The organism is Acinetobacter sp. YZS-X1-1, from assembly GCF_000804305.1.
GTDB lineage: Bacteria > Pseudomonadota > Gammaproteobacteria > Pseudomonadales > Moraxellaceae > Acinetobacter > Acinetobacter variabilis.
In genome coordinates, this window is the sequence record NZ_JWHB01000013.1 from 35650 (window position 1) to 60321 (window position 24672).

Below are 24672 nucleotides of genomic sequence, written 5' to 3' on the forward strand. Positions count from 1 at the left end.
ATTTCTAATTTTAATTTTTAAAAGTTCTAGTTTGATTTATGGGTAAATTGCAACAAAAATACTTTCGCTACTTCTTTGTGATTTTTTCTGGAGGGGTATTGGCGCAAGTTATTTATTTTACAACAATTCCTATTATCGCAAGGATTTATTCTGTAGAGCAATTTTCTCATTTATCTGTTTTTACATCATTATTAATTTTATTAAGTACAATTGCATGTTTTAGATATGAAGTCGCTATATCTTTAGCTGAAAAAGAATCAGATATATTAAGATTATTCTTGTTAAGTATAATATTGTCTACGGCCTTTTCTATACTATTACTACTTATTATATTGATTTTGTATTTTTTTGGTATTATCGATTTTTACTTAGTTCTTTTGCCTATAGCAGTATGGCTGTGTAGTATTTCAAATTCAGTTACTAATTTTTATTTAAAATATAAGGATTATAAAAAAGTTTCCTCCTTGAAAGTATGGCAAATATCATCAATGTCTTTGTCACAAATTGCGTTAGGTTCTTTTTTCCCAGCTCTAGGTTCAATAAGTCTAGTCTTGGGGCAAGTGTTAAATTATGCTGTAGGAAGTTTATTTCAAGTAAGAAATATTATTTCAATAAAAAAAATATCCTTTGATGGTTTAAAAGAGGTTGCTCTTAAATATTCTTATTATCTAAAGTATTCTACTCTTGATTCGATATTTAATTTATTGGGATTGCATCTTCCAATAATTTTATTGACTACACTATATGATAGTTATGAAATGGGTATATTTTATATGGCAATGCGTCTAATACAAACACCTGTAGGCATTCTTATATCTTCGGTCAGTCAAATTTACTATAGTAATATCCAGGAAAATATAAATGAAGCTGTTTTTAATTTTACAATAAAAGTAGTTTTTTATTTATTAATTTCAGGTATTTTAGGGTTTTCAATATTTTATATTATTCAAGAATCATTAGTTACTCTTATTTTAGGAAGTAAATGGTTAGGTTTGATAGATTTATCTGTATGGTTGTTACCTTGGTTTTTATTACAACTAATATCATCTCCTATATCTACAGTTATGTATGCTTTAAACAAACATAAGCAAATGATGTTTCTTACTTTGTTTGGATTGTTAATTAGAGTGTTGCCTATAATTATACTAATAAACAGTCAAAATAATTTTATTATTGAAGCGTTTGGTATTGCTAATGCTGTTTATTATTTTGTTTGCTTATTTTTCTTTTTATATTTTGCAAAAATAAATAGTGGTAAATTATGAATATATTGATTTTCTCTTATGATTATTCTGAAAAATCTTTAGCTTCTTCTTTTAGAGCACGGAATTTAGGCGATTTTTGTAAAAGAAATAACTATAATGTAAGAGTCATATCATCTAAACATGATAATCAAGAAGAAGTGATCTCAATAGATAGTAGTTTTATAGAAAATAGGAGATTTTTTTCTAAAATATATTTGAGATTATTTTATTATCCAGATCCTATCGCATATTGGGTAAAAAAAGTAATTGTTTTTTTGAAAACACATAGTGAATTAGTAGAAAATGCTGATAAAATAATAGTCACTACCCCTCCTCATTCATTGCAATTGATTGCACTATGGATTAAATCTAACTATCCAAATAAATATGTAATATCTGATTTTAGAGATGCTTTTGTAACAAATCACAGAGTAAAATGGTATACCCCCTTGCATTTAATGTATGCTAAAAATATGGAAACTAAAATATTTGAAAATATTGATTGTATTATTACAAATACATTGAGTATGAAGCTGAATTTTTTAAATGGGTATAATAATTTTAAAAATAAGATTATTTATGTGCCGAATGGATATATAGATTGCATTGATAGTATTCAAGATAAAAAATCGGAGTCTATAACTATTGGTTACTTTGGTGATTCTTATGGGGGGGAAATTTCAAATATAATTAATACTTGTCTTCAAAAGAAGTCAAAGTCTGATAAAATAAAATTTTTAACTGCAGGCAAAGGAGATTGGAATATCCATAAACAATATAAAAAAAATCAATGGTGTCATTTAGGGCTTGTTTCACAAACTCAAGTGAAAAATGCTATACAGAAAAGTGATATTTTAATAATAGTAATGCCGAAAGGTGAGAAAGAACCATCTCCTACAGTACCGTTGAAAGTATATGAATACTTAGCTTCAGATAAACCTGTAATATATTTTGGTCCTAAAGGTGATTGTTGGAATTTAATATTAAATTATTCAAATACTTATTGCTATAATAGTGAACATTTAAATAATCTTATAGAAATATTAAACAATGTTAATCTTGTAACTAAATCTAGGATAGAGTTTAGAATGAAATTTCATTTTGATCGAATAGCAAGATGTATTATTGGTTTAGAGAGCTTCTAATGACTAATTTTTTTAGATATTTAAAAAATATTATTTTTAGTAAGTATATGTATATACCTATAATTTATATTTATATTTATTGTATTAAAGAGCCTTTACGTCAAGCATGGACATGGTACTTTTCTAAAAAAATAAAAAATATGCATAATACAGCTAGAATTTTAGGTTTTATACATATTACTGATTACTCCAAATTATACTTAGATAAGTATACACGAATTGGTAAAGACTGTTATTTTTTTTCGAATGGTGAAATTTATATTGGCGAAGGAAGCATTCTTTCTAGAAATATAACTATTTATACGGGTAACCATGATATTTTAGGAGGGGCTATTCCTTATGATAATAATTATATTTTTAAAAAAGTAATTATAGGTAAGGGTGTTTGGATAGGTATGAATGTAAATATTACACCAGGTGTCAAAATAGGTGACGGAGCAATTATTGGAATGGGTACTACTATTTCTAAAGATGTTGAACCTTATAGTATTGTAGTTGGTGCTCAACAGCGGGTAGTTAGCTATAGAAGTAAAGAAGATTTTATAAGAAAATTAGATGGAAACTTATTTTTCTCTAAGAAATGGCCGGATTTATAATATGTTAAATTTATCATATAGACGCATATTTAATATATTTTTAATATTTTCATATACGGTTATATTGTTTATATATAATATATTTGATTCTGATCTTAAGGGGTATATTTCAACTGTTGTTTTTAATTTATTTTTTTTATTTTTTTTATTTATGTGTAAAGATAAAATTATATTTTATTTCCTAATGTTACTTTACTTTTTAATGTTTAATCTATGTGTTTTTGTTGGCTATAATGATTTATATTTAAATATTGTTTCAAATAGTATTTTTTCATATTTTATTTTGCCAATTATGTGTTTATCATTATTATTACCACTAATTTTAATAAATAGACCAAATTTACAGAAAATAATTGATAGTCATTTAACTTTTTATATTTGTTTATTTTTAGGTATATTTGGATTAATATCTTTAATTTATCTCTTGCCATATTCTACTACCGCACTATTACAAGGTGCAAAAGATGTTAGAACTTCCTTACAGGAAACAAATGTTTTACCAACAGGGGCTTTAACAACGTTTTCTGTAGGTATTTCTATGTTTTACCCGTTGTTTATTTTTTTGATATTTTATGGTTTTGTTAAGAAAATTAATAAATTTATTATATTTTTATTATTTATAGGGCTTCTAAGTGGTTTGGTTGGTGGAATTGTTTTTGCCGCTCGTGATCGATTTCTTTGGATTCCATTCTTTTTATTAGTTAATTTTTGGATTTGGTATCCGTATTTAACTCAAGAATTGAAACTCAAATTTAAATATAGTTTTATTGGCTTTGGTATTCTTTCTTTATTTTTTCTTATATTGTTTACTTTAAATAGATTCTCAGGTAGTCATACAGGTATCTGGGGCTCAATTTTAGCCTATTTTGGAGCACAGCCATATATTTTTGCTGAAACAGTTGAGCAGCATAATGATGCTTTATTTTATGGGTTGGATTTGAGATTCCCTTTTTTTCTTGAGCTTCTTGGTTTGGATGTTAATTTAGTAACTCGTGATACCCCTTATCAATGGATGTTTGGAACATTATTTAGTGATTTCTATATGATGGGTGGTTGGAAATATTGTTTATTATTCATTTTTTTATTAAATATATTTTATGTAGGGATATATAAGTATACTAAAAATCAGCCCTGGATTTTTGTTTTATTCTTTTTATTGCATATGCAAATTTTGACGCAAGGTATATTTTATTTTTCTTTAGGATTTCCAGGTGGAAATTTATATATATTGCTAACTATAATTTTGGCAATATTGTTTAATTTTATTAATAAGGTTAAATTGTGAATATATTAGTTTTTATCTCTCATTATCTTCCTGGAATTAAATCAGGTGGGCCAGTAAAGACATTAAAAAATATGGTTGATAATCTGGAGTATAATTTTCATATAGTTACATTAAATTGTGATATTGATGGTGAAATTTATAATATCCAGAATAATGTTTGGATAGATTGTTATGGTGGTAAAGTTTATTATGTTGATCGCTGTAATATAGATAAGGGATTCTTTGAAAAGATGATTAATGAAGTTAATCCTGACTTTATTTACTTAAATAGTTTTTTTGATTCTATATTTTCTTCTAGATTTATTTGGATGAATCATTTTTATAATTTTTTTAACAAGAATAAAATTGTAGTGGCGCCTAGGGGGGAATTAGGAGTTAATGCATTAAAAATAAAAAAAAATAAAAAAAATATATATATTCATATAGTAAATTTGATGCAATTGTATTCTCAAATTAGAATTCAAGCTTCTAATGAAATGGAGGCTAATGATATAAATAAAAACTTAAATTGTAAAGAAATTGTTATTGCATCAGATATTCCTGATAAAATTATTTTTGAAGATAATAAATTTAATATAAATTGTTTTAAGATAATACACTTGGCCAGAATTTCAAAAATCAAAAATTTATTATTTTGTCTGAGAGTTTTAAAAAAATGTAAAAGGGAAGTAATATTTGATATATTCGGTCCTATCGAAGATAAAGACTATTGGAATTTGTGTCTTATTGAGATAAAAACTATGCCTAATAATATTAAAGTTAACTATTTAGGAAAATTAGATCCAGGATGTATAAAGAAAACATTTTCACAATATAATTTATTATTTTTACCAAGCTTAGGTGAAAATTTTTGCCATGTTATTGCTGAATCTTTTTCTTATGGGGTTCCTGTACTTATTAGTGATAAGACTCCTTGGAGAAATTTGCAGGATGCTAAATTGGGATGGGATTTTTCTCTAGATAATCCTGATGTGTTCGTTAATTTAATTGATAATTTTAATGATACAGAAATTTCAAGCCTTTCTAGATTAGAAATTTATCAAAATTATCTTAAGTATTTTCAGTTTGATAAAATACTTACAAGTAATTATCAAATCTTTTCTCAAAACTAGGGAGTGCAAATAATGTTTGTATCCAAGACTTTGTTAATCACAGGTGGCACAGGTTCATTTGGTAATGCTGTTCTAAAACGTTTTTTGGAAACAGATATTAAAGAAATCCGAATTTTTAGCCGTGATGAAAAAAAGCAAGATGATATGCGAAAAAAATACCATTCATCTAAACTGAAATTTTATATCGGTGATGTACGTGATTATAATAGTGTGCTTAATGCAACGCGTGGTGTAGATTATATTTACCATGCTGCTGCACTTAAGCAAGTTCCATCTTGTGAATTTCATCCAATGGAAGCAGTTAAAACCAATGTGCTCGGTACAGAAAATGTTCTGGAAGCGGCTATTCAGAACCGTGTAAAACGTGTGGTGTGTTTAAGTACTGACAAAGCAGTTTATCCAATTAATGCTATGGGTATTTCTAAAGCCATGATGGAAAAAGTTATGGTAGCTAAATCACGTAACTTAGAAGAACTAGAAACTGTGATTTGTGGTACACGCTACGGTAACGTTATGGCTTCGCGTGGCTCAGTTATTCCATTATTTGTAGATCAAATTCGTCAAGGCAAACCTCTGACAATAACAGATCCAAATATGACCCGTTTTATGATGACTTTGGATGATGCTGTCGACCTGGTTTTATATGCCTTTGAGCATGGTCAAAATGGCGATATTTTTGTACAAAAAGCACCCGCAGCAACCATCCATGTTCTAGCGCAGGCTTTGACTCAGTTAGTAAATGTACCGGATCATCCTATATCAATTATGGGTACGCGTCATGGTGAAAAGGCGTTTGAAGCCTTATTGAGCCGTGAAGAAATGGCAGTTGCCTTGGATCAAGGTTATTATTATCGTGTGCCTGCTGATCAGCGTGACCTAAACTATTCAAAATATGTTGAAGATGGCGATTTAAAAATTACTCAATATGAAGATTATAACTCCCACAATACCGAACGTTTAGATGTTGAAGGCATGAAAAAGCTTTTACTCAAGCTGGAATTTATACGTGCCTTAACTCAAGGCCAATATATAGATCCAGAGGCTTAAACATGAAAATTTTAGTCACAGGCTCTAACGGCTTTATTGCAAAAAACTTGATTCAATTTCTCTCAGAAAAATCTGATGTTGAAGTATTAAAGTTTCATCGAAATTCCGCTGAGTCAGAACTGGAACAGTCTGTACTTGCTGCAGACTGGATTGTGCATTTAGCAGGGATTAATCGCCCTTTGAATGAACAAGAATTTATAGACGGAAATATTACGCTGACGCAAAAAATTGCAGATATTCTTAAACAGGTAAAAAAGCAGACTCCTGTTATTCTTTCTTCATCAATTCAGGCTGAACGTGACAATGCCTACGGGCAGAGTAAACTTGGTGGTGAGCAGGTATTATTAGAGCTGAATCAGCAACAGGGTAATGCAGTTTATATTTGCCGTTTAGCCAATGTATTTGGTAAATGGTCACGCCCAAATTATAACTCAGCTGTGGCAACCTTCTGTTACAACACCGCACATGATTTACCTATTCAAATTCATGATGAAAATGCCATGATCCGTCTGGTCTATGTAGATGATGTGGTGGAATCATTCTGGAATATTATTCAAGGTACAGCGCAGGTAGAACAAGTTTTTGCCATCAAGCCTGAATATCAAATTAGTGTAGGTGATTTGGCAAAAACCTTAGCGGGTTTTAAACAATCACGTGAAAGTTTAATTACAGATCGTGTCGGAACAGGCTTAACCCGTGCGTTATATTCGACTTATTTAAGTTTCTTGAAGCCTGAACAATTTGACTATAGCGTACCTAAATATGGTGACCAACGCGGTGTATTTGTAGAAATGCTGAAAACACCAGATGCAGGACAATTTTCTTACTTTACTGCACACCCTGGCATTACTCGTGGCGGGCATTATCATCACACCAAAACAGAAAAATTTTTGGTTATTAAAGGTAAGGCATTATTTAAGTTTAAGCATGTGGTGACAGGTGAGTTCTATGAGCTTGAAACTTGTGGAAATGAACCACGAATTGTCGAAACTGTGCCAGGCTGGACGCATGACATTACCAATATTGGTGAAGATGAAATGGTTGTGATGTTATGGGCAAATGAAATATTTGATCGTGAAAAACCTGATACTTATGCAATGCCATTAACCCATTAAAGAGTAAAAATTGTGAAAAAATTAAAATTAATGACGGTGGTGGGCACACGCCCTGAAATTATTCGTTTATCGCGCGTGATGGCAGTATGTGATCAATATTTTGATCATATTTTGGTACATACAGGCCAAAATTATGATTATGAACTCAATGAAATTTTCTTTACCGATTTAGGTATCCGTAAACCTGATCATTTTTTAAATGCTGCAGGTGCAACGGGTGCAGAAACCATTGGTAATGTGATCATTGCTGTAGATAAAGTATTAGGGCAAGTTCAGCCTGAAGCACTATTGGTGTTAGGCGATACCAATAGCTGTATGGCAGTATTACCTGCAAAACGTCGTAAAATTCCAACATTCCATATGGAAGCAGGAAACCGCTGTTTTGATATGCGCGTACCTGAAGAAATTAACCGTCGTATTGTCGATCATACAGCGGATATTAACTTGACCTATAGTACGATTGCACGAGATTACTTGTTGGCAGAAGGTTTGCCAGCCGATCAGGTGATTAAAACAGGTAGCCCAATGTTTGAGGTGCTCCATCATTACAAGGCTAAAATTGAAGCATCGGATGTATTGGCACGTTTAGGGTTAAAAGAGCATCAATATTTTATTGTAAGTGCACACCGTGAAGAAAACATTAACTCAGACCAGAACTTTTTAGATTTGGTTGAGATGTTGAATGCGGTAGCTGAAAAATATCAATATCCAGTCATTGTATCTACCCATCCGCGTACCCGTAAGCGCATTCAAGAACTAAATATTGAGTTTCATCCATTGATTCAATTGTTAAAGCCACTTGGATTTAGTGATTACAATAAGTTGCAGCTTTCTGCTAAAGCAACATTATCTGACAGTGGTACGATTAATGAAGAATCTTCAATTTTGAATTTTCCAGCTTTGAATTTGCGTCAGGCACATGAGCGACCAGAGGGTATGGAAGAGGCTGCTGTGATGATGGTGGGCTTAACCGCAGAGCGTGTTTTGCAAGGCTTGGAAATTTTAGATCATCAACCGCGTGGTGAGGAGAGATTATTACGTTTAGTTGCAGATTATAGTATGCCAAATGTAGGTGAAAAGGTAGCGCGTATTATTTTAAGCTATACCGATTATGTGAACCGTGTGGTGTGGAAGAAGTACTAAAATATGAAAATTCTTCTTTTAACGCAGTGGTTTGATCCTGAACCTACTTTTAAAGGACTGGCTTTTGCCAAAGAGTTAAAACGACAAGGTCATGATGTTCAGGTGCTCACGGGATTTCCAAATTACCCGGGTGGGAAAATTTATGAGGGTTATAAGTTAAAGCTTTATCAACGTGAAGAAATAGATGGTATTTCTATTTTACGCGTGGCTTTATATCCTAATCATGATAGCTCTGCGTTAAAAAGAATTTTTAATTATATTAGCTTTGCTTTCATGGCAATGATTTTTGGTATTTTTGCAACTAAAAAAGCTGATGTAATTTATGCTTATCACCCCCCATTAACCGTGGGGATCGCTGCTGTTTTTATTAAGTTTTTCCGTCGTACACCGATTGTCTATGACATTCAGGATATGTGGCCTGATACTTTAAAAGCAACAGGCATGCTGAATAACAATAAAATTTTAAATCTTATTGGTTCAGTCTGTAAGCTGGTTTATAGATTTGTTGATCATATAGTCGTGTTATGTCCGGGCTTTAAAAAGCTGTTGATAGAGCGTGATGTACCAGAAGAAAAAATTAGTATTATTTATAATTGGTGTGATGAGCAGGGGTTAACTCAGGCTCGGCCTGCAAAGGTTGAATATCAACAACTCATGCAGAATAAATTTAATATTGTTTTTGCAGGAAATATGGGGAAAGCTCAGGCTTTAGATACTATTTTAGAAGTTGCCAAAAACGTTCAGAAAATGGAAGATATCCAGTTTGTATTCGTTGGGGGCGGCACAGAAACTGAGCGGTTAAAACAACTTTTAATTACTGAAAATATATCTAATGTGATCTTTATCCCTCGTATGCCTATGGCTGAAGTTGGAGGTGTATTAGAGCTGTCAAATTTATTACTAGTACACTTAAAAAAAGATCCATTATTTGAGATCACCGTACCTTCTAAAACTCAGGCTTATATGGCGATGGGTAAACCAGTATTAATGGCTGTGGCGGGGGATGCTGCTAATCTTGTACAAAGAGCTGAATGTGGTTGTGTTGCCATATCTGAAAATGTAGAAAGTATTCAGCAAGCTATTTTGAAAATTTATCATTTACCTGCTAGCGAGCAGCTGAAAATGTGCCTGAATGCGCGTAAGTTTTATCTACAAGAATTATCTTTAGAAAGTGGCGTTAAACAGTTCGTTGAAGTTTTTGAAAAGGTACAACATGATTAAGCGCCTCCTCGATATTATTATTGCTTCTATTGCCCTGATTTTACTGTCACCGTTGTATTTTTATGTGGCACATAAAGTGAAAAAAAATCTAGGTTCGCCTGTTTTATTTCGTCAGGTACGCCCGGGTTTACACGGCAAACCTTTTGAAATGATTAAATTCCGCAGTATGAAAGACGCGGTAGATGCACAAGGCAACCTCTTACCAGACAGTGAACGATTAACTCCGTTTGGTAAAATGCTGCGTTCTAGTAGTTTGGATGAAATGCCAGAATTATGGAATGTCATTAAGGGCGATATGAGCATAGTCGGACCACGCCCATTACTCATGGAATACTTGCCGTTATATAACCAAGAACAAGCCAAACGCCATTTAGTCCGCCCAGGCATGACAGGGCATGCACAGGTCAATGGACGTAATGCTATTAGTTGGGAAGAAAAATTTAAACTCGATACGTGGTATGTAGAAAATCAGTCGGTTTGGCTCGACTTCAAAATCATGTTTAAAACGGTACATAAAGTTTTAGCAAAAGATGATATCAGTGCCGAGGGCGAAGCGACCATGACCAAATTTACCGGTACAAAAACGGGCAATCTCCATGACTGAAATCTATGCCGTCTATGGCGCTTCAGGTTGTGGCCGAAGCTTGATGCCTGTAGCTCGCCAGCAATTACAGCGTCAGAATATAAATGCCGAAATCTATTTTATAGATGACAGTCTGATCGAAGAAATGACGGTTAATGAGCATAGAGCATTAAATTATGCAGCATTTAAAAATCTAAAGGCTGATAGAAAGTCAGTTCTCATTGCGATTGCCAATAGCCAGATCCGTGAAAAAATAGCTAAAAAACTTGAACAAGATGCAATTGAGCTATGGACGGTTCAGGCAGATAATGTGGTACTCATGGATCAGGTAGAAATTGCAGAAGGGGCAGCACTCAGCCCTTTTGTGAGCATTACCTCAAATATAAAAATTGGTAAATGCTTTCATGCCAACTTATATAGCTATGTCGAACATGACTGTGTGATTGGTGACTTTGTTACTTTTGCCCCAGGTGTTCAGTGTAATGGCAATATTCATATTCATGACCATGCCTACATTGGTGCGGGTGCGGTGATAAAACAAGGTACACCTGACAAGCCTTTAGTGATTGGCAAAGGCGCTGTAGTGGGTATGGGAGCTGTGGTTACCAAAAGCGTTCCACCGGGTGTGACAGTAGTTGGCAATCCGGCACGAATCTTAGAGAAAAAATAAGTTTTTAAATTTTAAAAATTCAGGAAACATCATGTTAAACACTGCATTTGAACCATGGCCAAGTTTTACTCAGGAAGAAGCGGATGCGGTTTCCCAGGTTTTATTGTCGAATAAAGTCAATTATTGGACTGGACAGGAATGCCGAGAGTTTGAAAAAGAATTTGCTCAATTTGCTGGCACACAATATGCAGTAGCATTGGCGAATGGTACCGTGGCTTTGGATGTAGCCTTGAAAGCCTTTGGAGTTGGTGCAGGTGATGATGTGATTGTAACTTCACGTACTTTCCTTGCATCTGCTAGCTCCATTGTGACTGCTGGGGCAAATCCGATTTTTGCAGATGTTGAACTGGATTCTCAGAATATCTCACGTTGTACCATTGAAGCAGTTTTAACACCGAATACTAAAGCGATTATTTGTGTGCATCTGGCAGGATGGATGTGTGACATGGATCCGATCATGCAATTGGCTGAAGAAAAAGGCCTGTATGTGATTGAGGATTGTGCCCAAGCCCATGGTGCCATGTATAAAGGAAAATCTGCAGGTTCAATCGGTCATATTGGTGCCTGGTCATTCTGTCAGGATAAAATTATGACCACGGGTGGTGAAGGAGGGATGGTCACTACCAATGATGAAAATTTATGGAAAAAAATGTGGTCTTATAAAGATCATGGTAAAAACTTTGACAGTATATATAACAAACAGCATCCACCGGGATTCCGCTGGTTACATGACTCTTTTGGTACCAACTGGCGCATGATGGAAATGCAGGCTGTGATTGGACGAATTCAATTGAAAAAGATGTCCGAATGGACAGCACAGCGTAATGCAAATATGGAAAAAATTTATGCTGCATTTGCAGATAGTCCATATTTTACAGTTCATCGTCCATCAGATGATTATGTACATGCTGCTTATAAATGCTATGTACAAGTTAATACTGATACTTTACCAGAAGGCTGGTCACGTGACCGAATCATGACTGAAATTAATGCCGAAGGTGTACCATGTTTTAGTGGATCTTGTTCAGAAGTCTACTTGGAGCATGCTTTTGATGACACGCCATGGCGCCCAAAAGAGCGTTTAAATAATGCTCAAAAACTGGGTGAAACCAGCCTAATGTTTCTAGTGCATCCAACGTTAACAGAAAATAATATTCAAACAACTAAAGATGTTATTCAGCAGGTGATTAGTCGCATATAATTCTCTAGGATTCAATCATGTAAAGTGTATCTTTATAGGTACACTTTAAACATTTATCCAAGTTTTTACCTCAATTCTCTCTAATATTTAATATGGGGTAAAAATTTATAAATAATTATTGAGAAGACACAGCAAGTGAAATCTATCATTCTACCCTTAGTTGAATCTCCACGTGCGGCTAAACAGACATTTCTCGTTATTTTGGACTTCTGCATATTTCCCGTCCTGATCTGGCTTTGCTATGCCATTCGTCAATTCGATCTGGGTGCAGAAGTCGTTCCAAATATTCCTTTTGGTACAGTTTGGGTCAGTGCCATTGCCGTATTGGCTTTATTTGTTTGTGGTGTTTATCGGTTTATTGTTCGTACTTTTAATGAATTTTTTATTGTTAAATTAGGGCTAGCCACTGTTCTGGCAGTCATTGGTTTGTATTTGCTTGCGTATGCAACACATGCGTTCATTCCTACTTCTATTCCTTTGATGTTTGGCTTCATGATGTTTGCCTGGGTCTGGTTTAGTCGGGGATTGATCCGCTTTATTGTTCGTTCTTACTTATATGCAGGAGTATCGAAAAAACGGATTGCGATTTACGGTGCAGGTTATGCGGGACAGCAGGTTGCAGCAACTTTAAATCGTTCAAATGAACATTTACCAGTCATGTTTATTGATGATAATCCTTCATTGAATGGTCAAAATATTGGTGGGATCCAAGTTTATGCACCAGAAACTGCATTAAGATGTTTTGCTAAACTACGTATTGATGAAATTCTGATTGCACTTCCTTCAGTAGGTCGTATCCGAAAAAGCGAAATTGTAAAATTCTTGGAACCTGCACATTTAAAAATTACTGAAATTCCAGGGCTGACAAAACTGGTTAATGGCGATATACGTGTTTCTGATATTCAGGAAGTCGATATTATTGATCTATTAGGGCGTGATCCAGTTCCTCCTGTAGCAGAATTATTAGAAAAAAATATCAAAGATAAAGTCGTGATGGTTACAGGGGCAGGAGGCTCTATTGGCTCAGAGTTATGTCGTCAAATTATTAAAAATCAACCGGTAAAACTTATTATCTATGAGCTAACAGAGTTTGCTCTTTATAGTATCGATAAAGAGTTACGTCTTAGTGCCAACTGTGAAATTATTCCAATTCTAGGTTCGGTAGTGGATGAAAGTAAACTGGAACGGGTCATTGAGCAATATGGGGTTCAAACCGTTTATCATGCTGCTGCTTATAAACATGTTCCTTTAGTAGAATGTAATCCATTGGCCGGCTTAAAAAATAATGCGGTAGGGACTGCCTTTAGTGTCAATGCCGCAGTTAAAAAAGGTGTAGAAACCTTTGTGCTGATTTCGACTGACAAAGCAGTACGTCCGACCAATGTCATGGGTGCAACCAAACGTATGGCAGAGCTTTATTGTCAGGCTATGGCGGAAGCACAGAATCAAACCCAGATAAGTATTGTACGTTTCGGAAATGTCTTAGGTTCATCAGGTTCGGTTGTGCCATTATTTAAGCAGCAGATTGCTAAAGGTGGACCTATCACTGTTACTGATCCTGAAGTCACACGTTTCTTTATGACGATTCCTGAAGCTTCGCAGTTGGTAATTCAGGCAGGTGCTTTAGGCACAGGTGGCGATGTATTCCTACTCGATATGGGGGAGCCAGTGCGAATCCAGGATCTGGCTCGTCAGATGATTTCACTGAGTGGCTTAAAGGTGAAAGACAGTCAAAACCCCGATGGTGACATTGAAATTCAATATACAGGACTGCGTCCAGGTGAAAAACTGTATGAAGAGCTGTTAATTGACCAGGAAAATACAGAGATTACTTCACATAAGCGAATTTTAAGATCAGTAGAAAAGCATTATCCTTTAGCTGAAATTCTGGAAGTATTTAATCGTATGCATGTGCTTACAGCGACTCAAAGTGATGTAGATTGGGCTTTAATGCAGCTTGAACATTATGTCGATGGTTATCAGCGTGGTCGGGAAATTAAAGTAAATTAAATTTGGAAATAATTAGGTTGAATACAATGATTAAAAAAGCAATTCTCCCTGTCGCAGGACTTGGCACACGTTTTTTACCAGCCAGCAAATCCATTCCCAAAGAAATGGTGACGGTGGTTGACCGTCCGGCCATTGAATATGTGGTAAAAGAAGCAATTGCAGCTGGAATTGAACAAATTATTTTGGTGACGCATTCTTCCAAAGCATCAATTGAAAATTACTTTGACCGTAACTTTGAACTTGAAACTACACTTGAGCAAAAAAATAAAACCGATTTGCTTAAAGAAGTTACTGAAATTTTACTCCCTCATGTTAGTGTGATTAGCGTACGTCAGCCACAGCCTTTAGGCCTTGGTCATGCCGTGCTTTGTGCTAAAGCTGTGATTGGTGATGATGACTTTGCTGTCTTATTACCGGATGTTCTGGTTAAAGATCAAGATACTCAAAATGACCTGTCTCGTATGATTCAACGTTATGAACAGTCTCGTGCATCACAAATCATGGTTGAAGCAGTCCCTAATCATCTGGTTGATCAATATGGGATCGTGGATGTGCCTGCTTCGCCTGCGGAAGGTGAAAGTACGGTGATGCAAGGTATTGTGGAAAAGCCGGCGATTGGTACCGCGCCGTCGAATTTATCTGTGGTAGGTCGTTATATCCTTCCGGCAAAGATTATGCATTTACTGGAGCAGACACCGAAAGGGGCAGGTAATGAAATCCAGCTAACCGATGCTATTGCGCTGTTACAACAGACAGACACTGTTGAAGCTTATCGGATGAAAGGTCAAACCTTTGATTGTGGCAGTAAGCTCGGCTATCTTAAAGCTGTATTGCATTATGGTGTAGATCATCCCAAACTCGGTGCAGAGTTTAAAGCATTGATTCAGGAACTCGCCTTATAATAAAAAAGGGATATTATGAAAGTCGCAGTATTAGGAAAAACCTTATTTTCAGGGGTTATTTCAGCTCTATTGGCTGAATGTGGACATCAGGTCATATGGTGTAATAGCTTTAATACTGATGAGCCTGTTCGGACTTATTTCCAAGATGAATCCTTACAATTATTGCTGCAAAAACAGCAGGAGTTGGGGTTCTTAAACTGTTGTGATTTTCAGCATCTGACCTTTAATCAGGATGTCTTTTTCTTTAGTTTTAATGCAACCGAAGAGCAGTTGGCATTTCAAATGTTAAATACCATTCATCATGCCTGCTTCGCGCACCCTAAACTGATGATTAATGCATCTACCTTTGGTTTGCATGGTACAGCGCGATTTCAGCAGCTTTTGCCGAATGATGACTGGGTCTATCTTCCAGATATTATTCAGGAAGGGAATGCTATTCGCAGTTTCGTTCAAGCGACTCAACTGATTGTGGGTTGCGATCAGCCAGATGTACAGCTCAAAGTTAGAGAGCTGTTACGTCCCTTATTTCCTCGAGCCCAGCAATATCTGTTTATGCCTATTCTGGATGCAGAATTTACCAAGCTGAGTATTTCCGGCATGCTGGCTACCCGGATCAGTTATATGAATGATCTGGCAAGCGTCGCTGAAAAACTGGGGATTGATATTGAACAAGTCCGTCAGGGTATGGCAGCTGACAATCGTATTGGTTCCGCTTATCTATTTCCTGGCGTGGGCTTTGGTGGGGAAAACTTTTCTCATGATATCCGGACACTGACCCACGCCGTGGCGGATTCAGGGGTGAAAAACCAGTTACTGGAACAGGTTTGGGATATTAATGAGCAACAGAAAGAACTATTATTCCGGAAGTTGTGGAATTATTTCCGTGGAGACCTACAAGGGAAAACAGTCGCCATCTGGGGAGCTGCATTTAAAGAAAATACGCCAAGTATCCAGCAATCTCCGGTACATGCCATGTTGGCAGCATTATGGGCGCAAGGTGCAACAGTGAAACTGCATGATCCACAGGCTTTGACCAATATTGAACAGATTTATGGTCAACGTACCGATTTAATTTTGTGCGAAGACCAGTATCAGGCGGTAGAAGATGCAGATGCATTGTGTTTAATCACGGCCTGGAAACAGTATGGTAGCCCGGATTATGCTTATCTCAGCAAGTTGATGCAGCATCCTTTGATTCTGGATGGACGTAATCTCTATGACCCTGCTTATATCAAGTCACGCGGTTTTAACTATATTGGGGTGGGACGTTGATGTTAGACCAGCTTAAATCAGACCAGAATAGCAATAATGCTTATAAAAAGCTGAACTCTGTAAAAGAACAATTGAAATCGATCCATTTACGCCAACTCTTTGCAGTAGATCCTGAACGGTTTAACCAATACTCGGTGCAATTTGAACAGGTAGTTTTTGACTATAGCAAACATAGAGTCAATCATGATGCTGTGCAGCATCTGATTGAATGGGCAGAGACACAAAATCTAAGATCCTGGATCGGGTCTTTATTTTCTACTCAGACGATTAACTATACTGAGCAACGTGCAGCCATGCACTGGGCCTTACGTTTGCCGAAAGAGGACCAGCAGCATGAAGATTTGGCAGCTGAAGTTCATGCTCAGCTAGACCGTATGTATGCTTTGGTCGAGCAGATTCATGCCGGACAACGCCGTGGAGCTACGGGTGAAGTTATTCAGGATGTAGTGAATATTGGGGTAGGGGGATCTGACTTAGGACCGCTAATGGTTAGTCATGCGCTCTCGGATTTCAAATATCAATCTGCCAAACCCTTGAATGTGCATTTTGTTTCGACGATGGATGGTAGTCAGCTATCAGAATTGCTGCATCAGTTACGTCCAGAAACCACGCTTTTTATTATTTCTTCCAAGTCATTTGGAACGATTGATACCTTATCTAATGCTCAAACAGTGCGTTTATGGCTGGAAAAATCTTTAGGCCAGCATCCTTCTATTGTGAAGCATCATTTTATTGGGGTATCCACTAAACCTGAAAAAATGACAGCTTGGGGAATTGCACCCGAAAATCAGCTGTTGTTATGGGATTGGGTCGGTGGGCGTTATTCTCTCTGGTCGTGTATTGGTTTGCCGATTGCACTCAGTGTTGGAGTGGACGGTTTTAAACAACTGCTTGCCGGTGCTTATGCTGTAGATCAGCATTTCCAGTACAAGCCTCTGGAACAGAATATCCCAGTATTAATGGGCTTACTGGGTGCCTGGAATACAAATTTTCTGGATATTCAGACCCATGCTATCCTGCCTTATGATGGACGTCTGAAATATTTCGCGTCTTATTTGCAGCAACTGGAAATGGAATCCAATGGTAAATCCATCCAGCGCAACGGTGAAAAAGTACAGCTCGACACTTGTCCGATTATTTGGGGAGAAGTTGGACCAAACGCCCAACATGCTTTTTACCAGCTGTTACACCAAGGCACCCAAGCGGTCAGCTGTGATTTTATTGCTCCTATAAAACGTTATAACAGTCAACAATATACCTACGTTGATAATGCTGATGCTTTGATTGAACAGCATCATCTGGCTTTATCTAACTGTCTGGCTCAATCACGTTTACTGGCATTTGGTAATGATGCTTTGGATCAGACTGAGTTACAGGGCTTACCAGCTTATAAACAATATGAGGGTAACCAGCCAAGCAGCACTATTTTATTACAGGAATTAAATCCTTATAGTCTGGGAATGCTGATTGCGTTATATGAGCATAAAGTTTTTGTGCAGTCGGTACTGTGGAATATTAATCCATTTGACCAATGGGGCGTAGAAAAAGGCAAAGAAATTGCCAACCAGCTGTTGCCTATACTGAATGGCGAACAAACCGATATTAGTAGTCTGGATGGTTCAACCCAAGGTTTAATTAAAATCCTGACAGCTTGATTAAAATTATAATAGGAAAGACATGGCTAAAATTTTGGTGACGGGTGGAGCAGGGTATATTGGTTCACATACCTGCGTAGAACTATTAAATACGGGGCATGACGTCATAGTATTGGATAATTTATCCAACAGTTCGGTTGAGTCTTTAAATCGTGTCCAGCAGTTGGCTCAAAAAAGCCTGAAATTTGTAGAAGGTGATATACGGAATAGTCAGATCTTAGACCGAATATTCCAGGACAATACCATTGATGCGGTGATTCACTTTGCTGGCTTAAAAGCAGTGGGTGAGAGCCAGCAAATCCCCCTTAAATATTTTGAAAATAATATTTCTGGTTCAATTAGTCTGGTACAGGCCATGGAGCGTGCTGGAGTCTTCTGTCTGGTCTTCAGTTCTTCAGCCACAGTCTATGGGGAGTTTAACCCTTCACCGTATCAGGAAGATATGCCTCTAGGCATGCCAACCAATAACTATGGCTACACCAAAATGGTGGTTGAACAGTTATTGGAGAAGACCGCTCAAGCCAATCCACAGTGGTCGATTGCCTTGCTGCGCTATTTTAATCCGGTAGGTGCACATAAAAGTGGCCAGATCGGAGAAGATCCACAAGGTATCCCGAATAACCTGATGCCATTTGTTACACAGGTGGCGGTAGGGCGACGTGAAAAGTTGTCGATTTTTGGTCAGGATTATCCGACTGAAGATGGGACATGTGAGCGGGATTTCATTCATGTCGTTGATCTGGCCAAAGCACATGTTTTGGCAATTCAAAACCGTTTGCAACAAACGGGTTGTCGTGCCTGGAATATCGGTACAGGAAAACCTATTTCAGTACTGGCAATCAAGAATACCTTTGAGCAAGTAAATGGAATAAATATTGCATTTGAATATGCACCAAGGCGAGCTGGTGATCTGGCCAGCTTCTATGCAGATAGCCGCCGTGCGACAGAGGAACTCGGATGGACGGCTGTTTATACTCTCGAGGATATGCTAGCTGATAGCTGGAACTGGCAAAAGCAGAATCCCCATGGATATGGATAATAAAATATGAATTTTATTTATGGGATTATGTGTCATCAATTAACTAATCCACTTGTTTATCTTGTAAATGAGCTGATTAAAAGTCCTAATAGTAAAATTTTAATTCATGTAGATAAAAAAATCAGGTCTTGATCATATAAAAAAATCGTTACCAAGCAGCTCACAAATAGAATTTTTGACAGAAAGAGTGGATGTGCATTGGGGTGGTTATACTCAAATTGAGGCCACTCTAAAAATTTTAAATTATGCCACACAATTTGAATATAAGTATTTTTCTTTATTGTCTGGTGATGATATTCCCTTAATGCCTATTGAAAGTATAGAAAAATATCTTTTAAGCAGTGATCAGGAATATATCGGTTATGAACTTCAAGCAGATCCAAGAAGCCGGATTAAATATTTATATCCAGATTTTTTTCATTAAAGAAAAATCAATTTCAGAAAAAATAAAATGCAAGCTAATTATTTTTTTACATAAACTTGGTTTCTATACTCAAAATATAGAAAGATTGCCGAAACTATATAAAGGATCTTTATGGTTTATATTAAGCTATCAGGCGGTTCATTATATTTTGGATTTTATAAAAACTAATAAAAACTATGATTTGGCCTTTAGAAAATCACTGTGTGCCGATGAAGTTTATTTCCATACCATTATTCAGAATTCATATTTACAAGAAAGAATTTACCATCCAGAAGATGAGGAACAAGTATCTGAAGGGGGATTAAGATATATCGATTGGATGTCAGGACCAGATTATCCCAAAATTTTAGATGAGTCTGATTTTGATAAGATGAAGCAATCAGGCATGTTATTTGCCAGAAAAGTGAAGGCAAATATCGATATAGATCTGCTCAAACAATATTTTCAATATTCATAATAAAAAGTCCCCCTTCAAAATGGACAGTTCGTCTAATTTGAAGGGGGCTTTTCTAAAGTTTTTTCTAATAGATAGAATTATCCCTGAATTAACTGGGTGAGCTCATCTACATAAGCCTGCATTGGACGAGGGTTCTGGTCACGACGGCTTTCAATATTTAGACGTAGCAAAGGTTCAGTATTGGAAGCACGAACGTTAAAGCGCCATGCCCCAAAGTTCAGGCTAACACCATCTGTCTGATCGATTTCTGGTTGCTGGTCGGCATAATGATCAAAGATTTTTTGGATCGTCGCCTGAGTATCTGCGACTTTAAAGTTGATTTCACCCGAACAAGGAAATTTGGCAATCATCTCTTCAACTAGGGAAGATAGTGATTTTCCAGTTTCAGATAAAACTGCGATGGCAAGCAACCATGGAATCATGCCACTATCACAATAAGCAAAGTCACGGAAATAGTGATGAGCACTCATTTCACCGCCATAGGCTGCATTGTGTTCACGCATGACATCCTTAATAAAAGCATGTCCTGATTTCGACTGAATAGCTGTTCCTTGATATTGTTCGACAACATCAAAAGTATTCCAGACCAGACGTGGATCATGCACGATTTTTTCGCCAGCTTGTTTTAGCAAGAAAGCCTGTGCCAGTAGACCGACAATATAATAGCCTTCAATAAACTGACCTTTTTCATCAAACAGGAAGCAACGGTCAAAATCGCCGTCCCAAGCAATGCCCATGTCAGCTGAATGTTGAATCACAGCATCACGTGTACTGGCACGATTTTCAATCAGAATCGGGTTAGGAATACCATTCGGGAAATTACCATCCGCTTCATGATGAATCTTGATAAATTCAACCGGAATATTGAGTTCTTTAAATTTTACTTCGATTGCATCAATGACGTGACCCGCTGCACCATTACCTGCATTCACTACCAGCCTCATTGGTCGGATCTTTGCTGGATCAATATAATTCATCAGGTGATCGACAAATTCAGGCAAGATATTATATTTTTTTGTCGTGCCCTTGCTTGTAACTTCAGCGAATTCATTATTTTCAGCCAATACCTGAATATTTTTAAGGCCAGTATCTGCGCTAATCGGACGAGCATTTTCACGGACCAGTTTCATTCCGTTATAATCCATCGGGTTATGACTGGCAGTAATTTCAATGCCACCTTTAACATCCAGATGAAATGCACCAAAGTAAACTTCTTCAGTGCCGGTCATGCCCAGATCGAGGACGTCGACACCTGCATCATTTAAACCACGAATGGTCGCCTGTTTTAAATCTTCACTAGTCAGTCGTACATCACAGCCAACTACAACGGTCTTTGGTTGATAAATCTGTCCATAGGCACGACCAATGCGGTAGGCGATATCTTCATTTAATTCGGTACCTAACTTGCCGCGAATATCATAAGCTTTGAAACAAGAAAGTTTTTTCATAATTTATTATTTAAGAGTACAATTGAAAAATATATTCTAACCCAAATAAAGATTTTTACCATTCAGCTGGTTACATAATATTAAAATAATGTTTCATTTGAAAAATAAAGTATTGTATTAGAAAAATTATAAGGACGAAAAATATGTCTAATAATAAATTATATTCAATTAATATATTGAGATTTATTGCTGCAAGTTTTGTCTTGCTCAGTCATATAGAAAATAAAGTTCATCAGTATAATATCCTGTCTTTAGAATGGTATCGATTTAGAGGGCCAGGTGTTGATATTTTCTTTGTAATGTCCGGGTTTATTATCTGTTTAACGACAGCTAAAAAAAATATAACCCCTATAAAATTTTTAAAAGGCCGTATGCAAAGAATATTGCCTCTTTATTGGTTTTTTACTACTGTGGCTCTTTGTATTTTTTTATATAATCCTGACCTTATTAATATGAGTGGTGGATATACAAGTATTATAGCTTCTTATTTACTAATTCCAGGGGAGCATAAGTTCCTTATTCAAAATGGCTGGACCCTAAGTTATGATATTTATTTCTATATCATTTTTGCTTTATCTCTCTATTTTTTTAGAAATAAAATAAATTATATTGCATTAATAGCGGTATTAACCTTTTTACCTGCTGTAGGAATATTGGTATTAAATTTAGATAAAGTATTCTTTTTTAATGTGATTCTTTTGGAGTATGCCTTGGGTATTTGTGCATATCTCATTTATATTGAATGCAATTTAAACTTTATGCTGAATATTATTCTCATTCTATTGGGAACTGCACTTATTTTCTTTCAGAATATATTTAATGTGTTTGAAACTGGATTTGGTCGTGCTTTGGACAGGGGAGTACCCGCCTTTTTATGTGTGGTTGGTGTGATTGGTTTGGAAAGCTTTTTTAAAAACCATTATCATAAATTTTTTAACATTTTAGAAAGATTAGGGAATACGTCTTACTCTATTTACCTGAGCCATCCTTTTATCTTAGTCATAGGAACAAAATTATATATAAGTTATTACTTTTTTCAGAATCTTAATTTTGCTTTGTTTTTATATGTGATCTGTATTTTCATTGGATACTATGTAAATAAATTTATTGAAGTACCTTTAAATAGAACAGTTAAGAATTCATTTAACTCAAATTCTATATGGATATTAAAGATTAAAATATTTATTCAGAATCTAAGAAATATATAGTTAACCTGTTATATGAGAGTAAGCAATATCCTCATATAACAGGCTAATTTTATGGATTATTCAACCGTTACTGATTTTGCCAGATTACGTGGCTGGTCAACATCAGTACCACGCAGGACTGCCACATGGTAAGACAGTAGCTGTACTGGAATACAATAAACAATTGGTGCTAAAACAGCGTTTACTTCAGGAATATGCACGACATGCTGACGTTCTTTGGCTTTAATACCGCTATTTTCATCAGCGAAGACAAATAATTCACCACCACGTGCCTGAACTTCTTCCATATTGGATTTCAGTTTATCAAGCATGTCATCCTGTGGCGCCAGAATCACTACTGGCATATCATTATCCACCAGTGCCAATGGACCGTGCTTCAGCTCACCCGCCGCATAACCTTCCGCATGAATATAAGAAATTTCTTTCAACTTCAGTGCACCTTCCAGTGCAATCGGGAAGTGTGTACCACGACCGAGGAACAGACAGTGCTGTTTCTCTACAAATAGTTCAGAGAGGCGCAGAATTTCATCATCATGACTTAAGGTATCCAGAAGTACCTTAGGCATATGCCATAGTCCAGTGGTGATCTCAGTCATCTGTTCAGCTGAAATGGCATTTTTCACTGTACCAATTTTTAGCACCAGTAGCATTAGTGCAGCCAGCTGAGTGGTAAAAGCTTTGGTTGAAGCCACACCAATTTCAGGACCCGCTAAAGTCAGCAGACTGTAATCTGTTTCACGTACCATTGAAGAAGTTGCAACATTACAAATCGTCATCGTCGTAATGTTTACACCTTTTGATGCAGCACGTTTTTGGGTATCACGCAGAGCAGCTAAGGTATCGGCTGTTTCACCTGACTGAGAAATACACACATAGAGTGTGTTATTGACAATCACTGGCGTACGGTAACGGAATTCACTGGCAATCTCGACCTGACAAGGCAGATCAATCAGCTGTTCAAACCAGTATTTAGCAATCATGCCAGCATGGTAACTGGTACCACAGGCAATGATCTGAATCTGCTGGATTGTTGAAAAATCTTGTTCCGCATTCACCAGAAAGTCTTCACGCAGTGTATTGCCATTCAAGGCTTGTGAAATGGTCTGTTTTAGGGCTTCAGGTTGCTCATAGATTTCTTTGAGCATGTAGTGCTTATATTCACCCTTAGAAGCATTGCTCACGGTGGCATCCAGTTCTTTTACTGGACGATCTACCAGTTGACCATCCGCAAATACTTCAATGGTAGTACGGCTCAGACGTGCAATATCACCTTCTTCCAGATAGATGAAGCGATTGGTAATTGGTAATAAAGCCAACTGGTCAGAACTGATAAAGTTTTCACCAATCCCGACACCAATCACCAATGGTGAACCTTCACGAACAGTAATCAATTCATCTGGATGATCTGTATGTACGATCCCGAGCGCATAAGCGCCTTTCAGCTGTGGTACGACCTGACGAACAGCTTCAAGCAGGCTAGGGGTAGATTTCAGTGCATCATTGACCAGATGAGCAACCACTTCGGTATCGGTCTGAGAAGTGAACACATAGCCTAAAGCTTCAAGATCGTCTTTCAGCTCCTGGTAGTTTTCAATGATACCGTTATGAACCACAGCAACATTACCCGAAATATGGGGATGAGCATTGTTTTCAGTCGGTTTACCATGAGTTGCCCAGCGTGTATGAGCGATGCCTAATGAACCATTAATCTGTGATTCATTCACAGCTTGTTCAAGGTTCGCGACTTTACCCACACGACGTTCACGGAGCACCTGGCTATTACTGATTAAGGCCAGACCCGCAGAGTCATAACCACGGTATTCAAGACGTTTTAGGCCTTCAATTAAGATATTGCTGATATTACGTTCCGCGATGCCACCGACGATACCACACAT

22 protein-coding genes are annotated in these 24672 nt (G+C 36.4%); 20 read left to right on the forward strand and 2 right to left on the reverse strand.

The annotated features are described in order from the left end of the window. Nucleotides 1–38 precede the first annotated feature (38 nt). The 19 genes from RJ01_RS08705 (at nucleotide 39) to RJ01_RS16550 (ending at nucleotide 20121) form a co-directional block, all read left to right on the forward strand. Nucleotides 39–1265: an oligosaccharide flippase family protein gene (locus RJ01_RS08705; protein WP_034170768.1), complete on the forward strand. Its 1227-nt coding sequence runs from the start codon at nucleotides 39–41 to the stop codon at nucleotides 1263–1265. Further along, nucleotides 1262–2389: a hypothetical protein gene (locus RJ01_RS08710; RefSeq protein WP_034170769.1), complete on the forward strand. Its 1128-nt coding sequence runs from the start codon at nucleotides 1262–1264 to the stop codon at nucleotides 2387–2389. The genes RJ01_RS08705 and RJ01_RS08710 overlap by 4 nt, the downstream gene beginning before the upstream one ends. Beyond that, nucleotides 2389–2985: a DapH/DapD/GlmU-related protein gene (locus RJ01_RS15625; RefSeq protein WP_161792063.1), complete on the forward strand. Its 597-nt coding sequence runs from the start codon at nucleotides 2389–2391 to the stop codon at nucleotides 2983–2985. Before RJ01_RS08710 ends, RJ01_RS15625 begins: the two co-directional genes overlap by 1 nt. Nucleotide 2986: 1 nt before the next feature. Next, the gene (locus RJ01_RS08720) at nucleotides 2987–4270 is read left to right on the forward strand and encodes an O-antigen polymerase (RefSeq protein ID WP_034170770.1); all 1284 of its coding nucleotides are present in this window, start codon (nucleotides 2987–2989) and stop codon (nucleotides 4268–4270) included. After that, nucleotides 4267–5382, forward strand: coding sequence for a glycosyltransferase (locus RJ01_RS08725; protein ID WP_052209082.1), 1116 nt, complete (start codon nucleotides 4267–4269; stop codon nucleotides 5380–5382). The genes RJ01_RS08720 and RJ01_RS08725 overlap by 4 nt, the downstream gene beginning before the upstream one ends. Nucleotides 5383–5394: 12 nt before the next feature. Beyond that, nucleotides 5395–6429: a polysaccharide biosynthesis protein gene (locus tag RJ01_RS08730; RefSeq protein ID WP_034170771.1), complete on the forward strand. Its 1035-nt coding sequence runs from the start codon at nucleotides 5395–5397 to the stop codon at nucleotides 6427–6429. Between the two features lie 2 nt (nucleotides 6430–6431). Continuing rightward, entirely contained in the window at nucleotides 6432–7544 is a 1113-nt protein-coding gene (locus RJ01_RS08735; RefSeq protein WP_034170772.1) for an NAD-dependent epimerase/dehydratase family protein, read from the forward strand. A gap of 12 nt (nucleotides 7545–7556) precedes the next feature. Beyond that, nucleotides 7557–8687: a non-hydrolyzing UDP-N-acetylglucosamine 2-epimerase gene (gene wecB, locus RJ01_RS08740; RefSeq protein WP_034170773.1), complete on the forward strand. Its 1131-nt coding sequence runs from the start codon at nucleotides 7557–7559 to the stop codon at nucleotides 8685–8687. Between the two features lie 3 nt (nucleotides 8688–8690). After that, nucleotides 8691–9908 (forward strand): glycosyltransferase family 4 protein, encoded by a 1218-nt coding sequence (locus RJ01_RS08745; protein WP_034170774.1) that lies wholly within the window; start codon nucleotides 8691–8693, stop codon nucleotides 9906–9908. Next, nucleotides 9901–10512: a sugar transferase gene (locus tag RJ01_RS08750; protein WP_034170775.1), complete on the forward strand. Its 612-nt coding sequence runs from the start codon at nucleotides 9901–9903 to the stop codon at nucleotides 10510–10512. The genes RJ01_RS08745 and RJ01_RS08750 overlap by 8 nt, the downstream gene beginning before the upstream one ends. Continuing rightward, nucleotides 10505–11161 (forward strand): NeuD/PglB/VioB family sugar acetyltransferase, encoded by a 657-nt coding sequence (locus tag RJ01_RS08755; RefSeq protein ID WP_034170776.1) that lies wholly within the window; start codon nucleotides 10505–10507, stop codon nucleotides 11159–11161. The genes RJ01_RS08750 and RJ01_RS08755 overlap by 8 nt, the downstream gene beginning before the upstream one ends. A gap of 31 nt (nucleotides 11162–11192) precedes the next feature. Further along, nucleotides 11193–12362: a DegT/DnrJ/EryC1/StrS aminotransferase family protein gene (locus RJ01_RS08760; protein WP_034170777.1), complete on the forward strand. Its 1170-nt coding sequence runs from the start codon at nucleotides 11193–11195 to the stop codon at nucleotides 12360–12362. A 135-nt stretch (nucleotides 12363–12497) separates the two neighbouring features. Then, entirely contained in the window at nucleotides 12498–14372 is a 1875-nt protein-coding gene (locus RJ01_RS08765; RefSeq protein ID WP_034170778.1) for a nucleoside-diphosphate sugar epimerase/dehydratase, read from the forward strand. Nucleotides 14373–14398: 26 nt separating this feature from the next. After that, nucleotides 14399–15274, forward strand: a complete 876-nt coding sequence (galU, locus tag RJ01_RS08770) for a UTP--glucose-1-phosphate uridylyltransferase GalU (protein ID WP_034170779.1) — start codon at nucleotides 14399–14401, stop codon at nucleotides 15272–15274. Nucleotides 15275–15289: 15 nt separating this feature from the next. Next, nucleotides 15290–16546: a nucleotide sugar dehydrogenase gene (locus RJ01_RS08775; RefSeq protein ID WP_034170780.1), complete on the forward strand. Its 1257-nt coding sequence runs from the start codon at nucleotides 15290–15292 to the stop codon at nucleotides 16544–16546. Next, on the forward strand, nucleotides 16546–18201 hold the full coding sequence (gene pgi, locus RJ01_RS08780; RefSeq protein ID WP_034170781.1) for a glucose-6-phosphate isomerase: 1656 nt from the start codon (nucleotides 16546–16548) through the stop codon (nucleotides 18199–18201). The genes RJ01_RS08775 and pgi overlap by 1 nt, the downstream gene beginning before the upstream one ends. Before the next feature lie 22 nt (nucleotides 18202–18223). After that, a complete protein-coding gene (galE, locus tag RJ01_RS08785) occupies nucleotides 18224–19240 on the forward strand; it encodes a UDP-glucose 4-epimerase GalE (RefSeq protein ID WP_034170782.1) in 1017 nt (338 codons plus the stop codon). A gap of 187 nt (nucleotides 19241–19427) precedes the next feature. Beyond that, nucleotides 19428–19664: a beta-1,6-N-acetylglucosaminyltransferase gene (locus RJ01_RS16545; protein WP_227504415.1), complete on the forward strand. Its 237-nt coding sequence runs from the start codon at nucleotides 19428–19430 to the stop codon at nucleotides 19662–19664. After that, entirely contained in the window at nucleotides 19603–20121 is a 519-nt protein-coding gene (locus RJ01_RS16550) for a beta-1,6-N-acetylglucosaminyltransferase (RefSeq protein WP_227504416.1), read from the forward strand. Before RJ01_RS16545 ends, RJ01_RS16550 begins: the two co-directional genes overlap by 62 nt. A gap of 77 nt (nucleotides 20122–20198) precedes the next feature. Here the strand turns inward: RJ01_RS16550 and RJ01_RS08795 are convergent, their stop codons facing one another. After that, nucleotides 20199–21569: a phosphomannomutase/phosphoglucomutase gene (locus tag RJ01_RS08795; RefSeq protein WP_034170783.1), complete on the reverse strand. Its 1371-nt coding sequence runs from the start codon at nucleotides 21567–21569 to the stop codon at nucleotides 20199–20201. A gap of 143 nt (nucleotides 21570–21712) precedes the next feature. Between RJ01_RS08795 and RJ01_RS15630 the strand changes: the two genes are divergently transcribed. Beyond that, entirely contained in the window at nucleotides 21713–22777 is a 1065-nt protein-coding gene (locus RJ01_RS15630; RefSeq protein ID WP_052209083.1) for an acyltransferase, read from the forward strand. A 56-nt stretch (nucleotides 22778–22833) separates the two neighbouring features. Here RJ01_RS15630 and glmS read toward each other — a convergent pair whose 3' ends face one another. Next, on the reverse strand, nucleotides 22834–24672 hold the full coding sequence (gene glmS / locus RJ01_RS08805) for a glutamine--fructose-6-phosphate transaminase (isomerizing) (RefSeq protein WP_034170784.1): 1839 nt from the start codon (nucleotides 24670–24672) through the stop codon (nucleotides 22834–22836).

Coding starts and splice junctions, on each gene's coding strand:
- RJ01_RS08705 (WP_034170768.1), top strand. CDS start 39: ATGGGTAAATTGCAACAAAAATACTTTCGCTACTTCTTTGTGATTTTT.
- RJ01_RS08710 (WP_034170769.1), top strand. CDS start 1,262: ATGAATATATTGATTTTCTCTTATGATTATTCTGAAAAATCTTTAGCT.
- RJ01_RS15625 (WP_161792063.1), top strand. CDS start 2,389: ATGACTAATTTTTTTAGATATTTAAAAAATATTATTTTTAGTAAGTAT.
- RJ01_RS08720 (WP_034170770.1), top strand. CDS start 2,987: ATGTTAAATTTATCATATAGACGCATATTTAATATATTTTTAATATTT.
- RJ01_RS08730 (WP_034170771.1), top strand. CDS start 5,395: ATGTTTGTATCCAAGACTTTGTTAATCACAGGTGGCACAGGTTCATTT.
- RJ01_RS08735 (WP_034170772.1), top strand. CDS start 6,432: ATGAAAATTTTAGTCACAGGCTCTAACGGCTTTATTGCAAAAAACTTG.
- RJ01_RS08745 (WP_034170774.1), top strand. CDS start 8,691: ATGAAAATTCTTCTTTTAACGCAGTGGTTTGATCCTGAACCTACTTTT.
- RJ01_RS08750 (WP_034170775.1), top strand. CDS start 9,901: ATGATTAAGCGCCTCCTCGATATTATTATTGCTTCTATTGCCCTGATT.
- RJ01_RS08755 (WP_034170776.1), top strand. CDS start 10,505: ATGACTGAAATCTATGCCGTCTATGGCGCTTCAGGTTGTGGCCGAAGC.
- RJ01_RS08760 (WP_034170777.1), top strand. CDS start 11,193: ATGTTAAACACTGCATTTGAACCATGGCCAAGTTTTACTCAGGAAGAA.
- galU (WP_034170779.1), top strand. CDS start 14,399: ATGATTAAAAAAGCAATTCTCCCTGTCGCAGGACTTGGCACACGTTTT.
- RJ01_RS08775 (WP_034170780.1), top strand. CDS start 15,290: ATGAAAGTCGCAGTATTAGGAAAAACCTTATTTTCAGGGGTTATTTCA.
- pgi (WP_034170781.1), top strand. CDS start 16,546: ATGTTAGACCAGCTTAAATCAGACCAGAATAGCAATAATGCTTATAAA.
- galE (WP_034170782.1), top strand. CDS start 18,224: ATGGCTAAAATTTTGGTGACGGGTGGAGCAGGGTATATTGGTTCACAT.
- RJ01_RS16550 (WP_227504416.1), top strand. CDS start 19,603: ATGAACTTCAAGCAGATCCAAGAAGCCGGATTAAATATTTATATCCAG.
- RJ01_RS08795 (WP_034170783.1), bottom strand. CDS start 21,569: ATGAAAAAACTTTCTTGTTTCAAAGCTTATGATATTCGCGGCAAGTTA.
- RJ01_RS15630 (WP_052209083.1), top strand. CDS start 21,713: ATGTCTAATAATAAATTATATTCAATTAATATATTGAGATTTATTGCT.
- glmS (WP_034170784.1), bottom strand. CDS start 24,672: ATGTGTGGTATCGTCGGTGGCATCGCGGAACGTAATATCAGCAATATC.